General features: G+C 74.4%; 5 protein-coding genes. 1 reads left to right on the top strand and 4 read right to left on the bottom strand.

What is annotated here, in order from left to right:
- The 4 genes from ACZ63E_RS44760 to ACZ63E_RS44745 all read right to left on the bottom strand — a co-directional run.
- Nucleotides 1-993: amidase family protein (locus ACZ63E_RS44760; protein ID WP_465342403.1), on the bottom strand; the 993-nt coding region annotated here is incomplete at its 3' end.
- Between the two features lie 39 nt (nucleotides 994-1,032).
- The gene (locus ACZ63E_RS44755; protein WP_465302604.1) at nucleotides 1,033-1,635 is read right to left on the bottom strand and encodes a helix-turn-helix transcriptional regulator; all 603 of its coding nucleotides are present in this window, start codon (nucleotides 1,633-1,635) and stop codon (nucleotides 1,033-1,035) included.
- Nucleotides 1,636-1,697: 62 nt separating this feature from the next.
- The gene (locus ACZ63E_RS44750; RefSeq protein WP_465342402.1) at nucleotides 1,698-2,024 is read right to left on the bottom strand and encodes a hypothetical protein; all 327 of its coding nucleotides are present in this window, start codon (nucleotides 2,022-2,024) and stop codon (nucleotides 1,698-1,700) included.
- Nucleotides 1,973-2,230 carry a WXG100 family type VII secretion target gene (locus ACZ63E_RS44745; RefSeq protein WP_465302600.1) on the bottom strand — a complete coding sequence of 86 codons (258 nt, stop codon included), beginning with the start codon at nucleotides 2,228-2,230 and terminating at the stop codon, nucleotides 1,973-1,975. Before ACZ63E_RS44745 ends, ACZ63E_RS44750 begins: the two co-directional genes overlap by 52 nt.
- 179 nt (nucleotides 2,231-2,409) lie before the next feature.
- Between ACZ63E_RS44745 and ACZ63E_RS44740 the strand changes: the two genes are divergently transcribed.
- Nucleotides 2,410-5,679: a BTAD domain-containing putative transcriptional regulator gene (locus ACZ63E_RS44740; protein WP_465342401.1), complete on the top strand. Its 3,270-nt coding sequence runs from the start codon at nucleotides 2,410-2,412 to the stop codon at nucleotides 5,677-5,679.
- The last annotated feature ends 290 nt before the right edge of the window (nucleotides 5,680-5,969 follow it).

Here is a 5,969-nt window from a genome sequence, read left to right as displayed (position 1 = left end):
GGTGGGGTTGCGGATCAGCCAAACACGCCCCAGTATCTGGCCGGGGGGGATGTGCGTGGGTGGTTTCCTTTGGACCTGGCCGAGGGGGGGGGGGCGGGCCGGGCGGGCCGGGCCCGCGAGCCAGCGGGCCGTCATGCCCGCCACCATCGTCGCCGGGTAGCGCGGTGCGCCCGGGGAGACCGTGTGGCCGGCCGTCGTCAGGAAGCCCGCCGCCTGCGCGACCGCCGCCACCAGCTCGCGGGGCACCGGGGTGTGCAGCAGCGGCACCGTCGTCGACGTCGCGATGCGCACAGCCGACGGCGAAGGCACCGAAGCCAGCGAAGGCTTGTCCGCCAGCACCGACAGCAGCACCGCCGCGTCCGCGACCGTCGTTGTCAGCGGGCCGTGCACCGACATGCCGAACCAGCCGCCTTCGGCCAGCAGGTCCGAGCCTGGCTTGAGCCCGACCAGCCCGCACATCGCGGCCGGCAGCCGGATCGAGCCCATGCCGTCGGTGCCGTGGGCCACCGGGACCAGTCCGGCCGCCACCGCCGCCGCGCTGCCGCCGGACGAGCCGCCCGAGGCGTACGTCGGGTCCCAGGGGTTGCGGGCGATGCCGTCCGGGGTGTCGCTCATCGGCCAGACGCACAGCTCCGGCACCCGCGTCAGCCCGACGAGCACCGCGCCGGCCGCCCGCAGCCGCGCCGCGACCACGCCGTCCTCGACCGCCCGGGAAGACGGTCCCGCGGCCGAACCGTGGGAGGCGAACTCGCCGGTGATCGCCGTGACGTCCTTGACCGCGACCGGCACGCCGGCCAGCGGCAGCGACGCGAGATCGGGCCGCGCGGCGACCTCCGCGGCTTCGGCCAGCGCCTCGTCGGCGCGCACCCGGCGGAAGGCGCCGACCACGCCGTCCGCCGCGGCGATCCGGTCGAGGGCTTCCTTGGTCACCTGCACGGGATCGAGCTGCCCGGCCCGGACGGATGCCGCGATCTCTGCTGCCGTCAACACCATGATCGTGACCCTAGCCCACGCGAAGGCGCGGAAACCGGCTCAGATCGCGCCCGCTCGCAGCGCGTAGGCGACGGCGTGCGCGCGGTTGTTGAGGCCGCAGCGCGTCATGAGTCCGTAGAGGACGTTCTTCACGGTCCGCTCGGAGTAACACAGCTTCGCCGCGATCTCCTCGGTCCCGAAGCCCTCGGCGACCAGCCGCAGCACGTCGCACTCGCGCGCGGCGAGGCCGGACAGCGTCAGCCCGTTCGGCTCCAGGACGTCCCGGCGCATGCGCTGCACCTGCGAAAGCAGCGCCCCCTGCAGCCGCGGCGGCAGGTTCGCCGTCCCGTCGCCCGCGGCCAGCACCGCCGTCACCAGCTCGGCCCCGCCCGTCTCGCGGCGCGGCAGGATCGCCACGACGCCGCTCTCCAGCACCGCCATCAGGTCGCTCTCGCGGAAGTGTTCGACGACCAGCACGACGTGGGACGCCTTCGCCGCGCGGATCTCGCCCAGCACCGCCTCGGTGACGTGCTCCTCCATCACCAGCAGCACGTCCGGCACCAGGTCGGTGACCCGGACGTCCGGATGCGACTCCAGGAGGCTCACCGCGCCGGCGTGCGTGATCGGGTCCGAGGCGAGGACGGTCACTTCGACGGGCTTCATGGAGGCAGTGTGGACGGCGCGTCTTCACGCCTTCCCTATTCCGTCTTCACGCCGTGAAGAAGTCACCAGCCGTCGCGCGTCGCCGGGCCGCCGTCGCCCCGGGCCAGCTCGCCGAACGCCTCCCGCGCCCGCTCCAGGCACTCCGGCATCCGCTCGGCCGCGCGGGCCCAGTCGCGCTTGGCCAGCAGGTACTGCTCCCGCGCCTCGCCGGTCCAGCCGGCCAGCCCCGGCTCGACCCCCTCCTCGAGCTCGGCGAGCAGCTCGCCGAGCTCACCGGTGACCGACCCCATCCGGTCGAGCACGAGGTCGGCGAGGGTGAAGTCGAGCTCGTGCCGGGTCACGGCCGCCGCGGCCGCGGCACCCGGCCGCCGGTGGTTTCGAGCAGCCACGCCAGCCTCGAGAGGATCACGTCGAACTCCTGCTCCCAGTCGCTCATCGCCTGGCCGAACCGGACGGACGCCTCCCCGCGCCACGCGGCCTGGACCGTCGCCATCTCGCTGTTGACCCCGCGAAGCCGCTCGTGGGCCGCCTCGATGGCGGACGCGAAGCGCGCTGCGGCGTGCTTCATGTCCTCCGTCGGCACGGGTGTGGACATCCGGGCTCCTCACACGGGTTCGGCTCCCCGAGCGTGGCGCACGCCGCGGCGCGACGAAACCCCGCCCGTCCGCCGTTGCCCGAATGTCCGCCATCATTGCCTGCCGGTTCACGACGGCCGCGTATGCTCACCTCAGGCATCCGGCGCGTGACGATCCGTCAGCGCACGAAGGGAGACCGATGTCGGCTGCGGACAGCTCCGCACCGAGACTCCACCTTCTGGGCCCCGTCAAGGCCTGGGCAGGCGAAGAGGAGCTCGACCTCGGCTCCGCGCACCGTCGGACGGTTCTCGCCGTGCTCGCGATGAACCCGAACCGCACGGTCTCGCGCGAGGAGCTGATCGACGCCGTCTGGGGCGAAGCGCCGCCGCAGAGCGCGCAAGGGTCCATCTACACCTACGTTTCCGGCCTGCGGCGCGCGCTCGAACCCGGCCGCGTCAAAGGTGAGGGCCCGCAGCTGCTCGCGTCGATCGGGTCCGGGTACTCCCTGCGGCTGGACGCGGAGTCGATCGACGTCCACCGGTTCGAGACCCTGCGAGAGCTGGCCCAGCGCACGCAGTCGGCCGGTGACCTGCGCGGCGCGCGCGAAACCCTCGACGAGGCGCTGGGCCTGTGGCAGGGCATCCCGCTGTCGGGCCTGCCCGGGCCGTTCGCCGCCGCCCAGCGCGCCCGCCTCGAAGAGGTCCGGCTGGCGACGATCGAGCGGCGCGCGGAGATCGTGCTGGAGCTGGGCGGGCACGCCGAGCTCGTCGCGGAGCTGACCGCGTTGACGCGCGAACACCCCTTCCGCGAGACGGTGCGCGGGCTGCTCATGCGGGCGCTGGCCCGCGCCGACCGGCGGACCGAGGCGATCGCGGTGTACGCCGACGTCCGGGATCGGCTGGTCGAGTCGTCGGGCACCGAGCCCGGCCCGGCGCTGCGGCGGTTGTACGAGCAGCTGGTGGAGAAGCCCGTCGAGCCCGCGGCCCCGAAACCGCCGCCCCCGGCCCGGCTGCCGCGGTTACCCGTCGCGACCCTGCCCGAACAGGCGGACGTCTTCGTCGGCCGCGAGGCCGAGCTGACCCGGCTGCGCGAAGCCGTCGCCGAGCTCGGAGCGGGCGCCGGCCGGTCGTTGTGGCTCGAGGGTGAGCCGGGCAGCGGCCGCACGGCCATGCTCGCCGAAGTCCTCGCCATGGCCCAGGACGCCGAGCTGAAGCCCGCCTTCGCCGCCGCGGACGCGCTCGACCAGCGGTTCGCGCTCCGGCCGTTGCTCGACGCGCTGGGGGTGCACCCGCGCGCCACCGACGAACGCCGGGCCGGCCTGGCCGCACGGCTCGCCGAGCGGCCCGGGGAAGACCCGGTCGACGGCCTGCTCGGGCTGGTCCGCGAGCTGTGCGCCGAGGCGCCGCTGGTGCTGGCGGTCGACGACCTGCAGTGGGCGGACGACACGACCCTGCGGGTATGGCGGCACCTGAGCCGGGAGACGCGGGAGCTGCCGCTGCTGCTCGTGGGCGCGTGCCGCGCGGTGCCGCGCCAGGCCGCGCTCGACGACCTGCGCGCCGAGCTCGACGCCGACCCCACCACCGTGCTCACCCTGCCGCCGCTGGCCGTCGCCGCCGCGCTCGAGCTCGCCACCGAGCTGGTCGGCGCGCCGCCCGGGCCCGGCCTCCAGGTGCTGGTGTCGTACGCGTCCGGGAACCCGCGCTACGTCCGGGAAATCGTCGAGACGCTGCTCGGGCAGGGCATGATCGTGCTCGACGGCGTCCACGCGCACCTCGACGGCAACTCGTGCGCGACCATCCCGTCGCCGCTGGGCTCGCGGATCACGCTGTACCTGAGCTTCCTCTCCAGCGGGACGCGCGACACCCTGCGCTGGGCCGCGTTGCTGGGCCGCGAGTTCTCGCTGTCGGACATCGCCGTCGCCACCGAACGGCCGCCGACGGCGCTGGTCGGCGCGGTCGACGAGGCGATCACGGCGGGGGTGCTCGTCGAGTCGGGTGACCGGCTGGCGTTCCGGCACCCGCTGCTGCGCCGCGTGCTCTACGAAAAGACGCCCGCCGCGATGCGCGTCGCGCTGCACCGGCAGCTCGCCGAGGCCTTCGCCGCCACGGGTTCCCCCGCGGACCGCGTCGCCGAGCAGCTCGCCGCCGCGCCCGCGCAGGTCGACCCGTGGGTCACCGCGTGGCTGCTGGAGAACATCGGCACGGTCGCCACCGAGACCCCGCGGGTCGCCGTCGACCTGCTGCGCCACGCCGTCACCCAGGGCACGCTGCCGCCGGACGCGCGGGAGACGCTGACCGCGACGCTGGCGCGGCTGATGTTCTGGCTCGGCCGCGAGCCCGAGGCCGAGGCGCGCTCGGTCGTCGCGCGGACGTCCGACAGCAGGCGCGCGGCCGAGATGCGCTGGATCCTGGCCTACATCTACTACCGCCGCGGCGACTTCGCCGAGGCGACGGCCGAGCTGAAGCGGACCCTCGACGACGCCGACGTCCCGGAGATGTGGCGCGGGCGGCACGAGTCGCTGCTGGCCACGCTGGAACGGCTCGGCGAAGACACCGGCGCGGTGCTCGTCCCGGCCGGGCTGCACCCGCTCGACGACGCGGCGCTGTCCGTGCCGAACCTCGACAGCCTCGACGAGGCGGCCGAGCCGCTCGACGCGGCCCGCCGGATCGCGGCGACCCGCGCGGTGCCGGGTGAGATGCACCTGGCCGGCGCGGTGCACTACTACTGGCTGGGCCGCTGGCGCGAGGCGCTGGCCGAGCTGGACGCGGTGATCCGCGACGGCGCGGAAACCGCGTCCTACGTCCTGCGCAGCCCGGGTTCGGCGCTGCTCGTGCACGGCGTCGGCGCGCTGATCGCCGGCCACCGCGGTGAGCCGGGCACGGCCAGGACCCACCTCGAGGCGGCGAGCCGGCAGCGGTGGCCGCAGGGCCTGGAGCCCGACGGCGGTGACTTCCTCCTGGCCGCGCAGGCGTTGCTGGCCGAGCAGGACGGCCGTCCCGAGGCCGCGCTGACGGCGTTGCTGCCGCTGCTGGAGGAGAACTACCCGCCCGCCGCCCGCCACCAGTGGCTGCCGGACCTGGTGCGGCTCGCGGGGTCGCTGGGTGACCAGCAGCGGGCGCACCAGGCGCTGCGGCTGCTGGAGCCGGACGGCGACGTCCCGCCGGCGCACGCGGCGGCGGCCGCGCACTGCCGGGGGCTGGTCACCGGTGATCCCGAGCCGGTGCTGACGGCCGCCGGGCACTACCGTGCGGCCGGGCGGCTCCTGAAGCAGGCGAAGGCGACCGAGGACGCGGCGATCCTGCTCGCGGAGTCGGGCCGGCTGGACGAGGCGCGGACGGCGTTCCGGACGGCCTTGACCGCGTACACCGGCATGGGCGCGGTGTGGGACGTGCGGCGCGCGGAGGCCCGGATGCAGCCGTTCGGGATCCGGCGGGCCAACCCCGTGCGGTCCCGCGCCGCCGGCGAGTGAGCTCGTCGGTCCCGCCCCGGACGCCATGAATGAGTCACTCACTACGTCTGACGCCAGGGTTCCGGCCAAGTCGGATTCGCCGGTCAGCTCGCAGCGCGGACGGCCAGGTACACCACACCGAAGGTCGCGGTAGCGGCCCGGGAAGGTCATGAATGACTCATTCATGACCTCTGACGAGGTGAATGAGTCATTCACGCAAGGCCGGGCAGTTAAGGCTGTGGGTGCGATGTCAACCCGGTGACATAAGGCAACGGAGCTTCCGCTAGAACATCGTCGACCAAGATCAACGT

The organism is Amycolatopsis sp. NPDC104819 (assembly GCF_055583145.1).
This window is presented reverse-complemented; position numbering and strand designations above follow the sequence as displayed.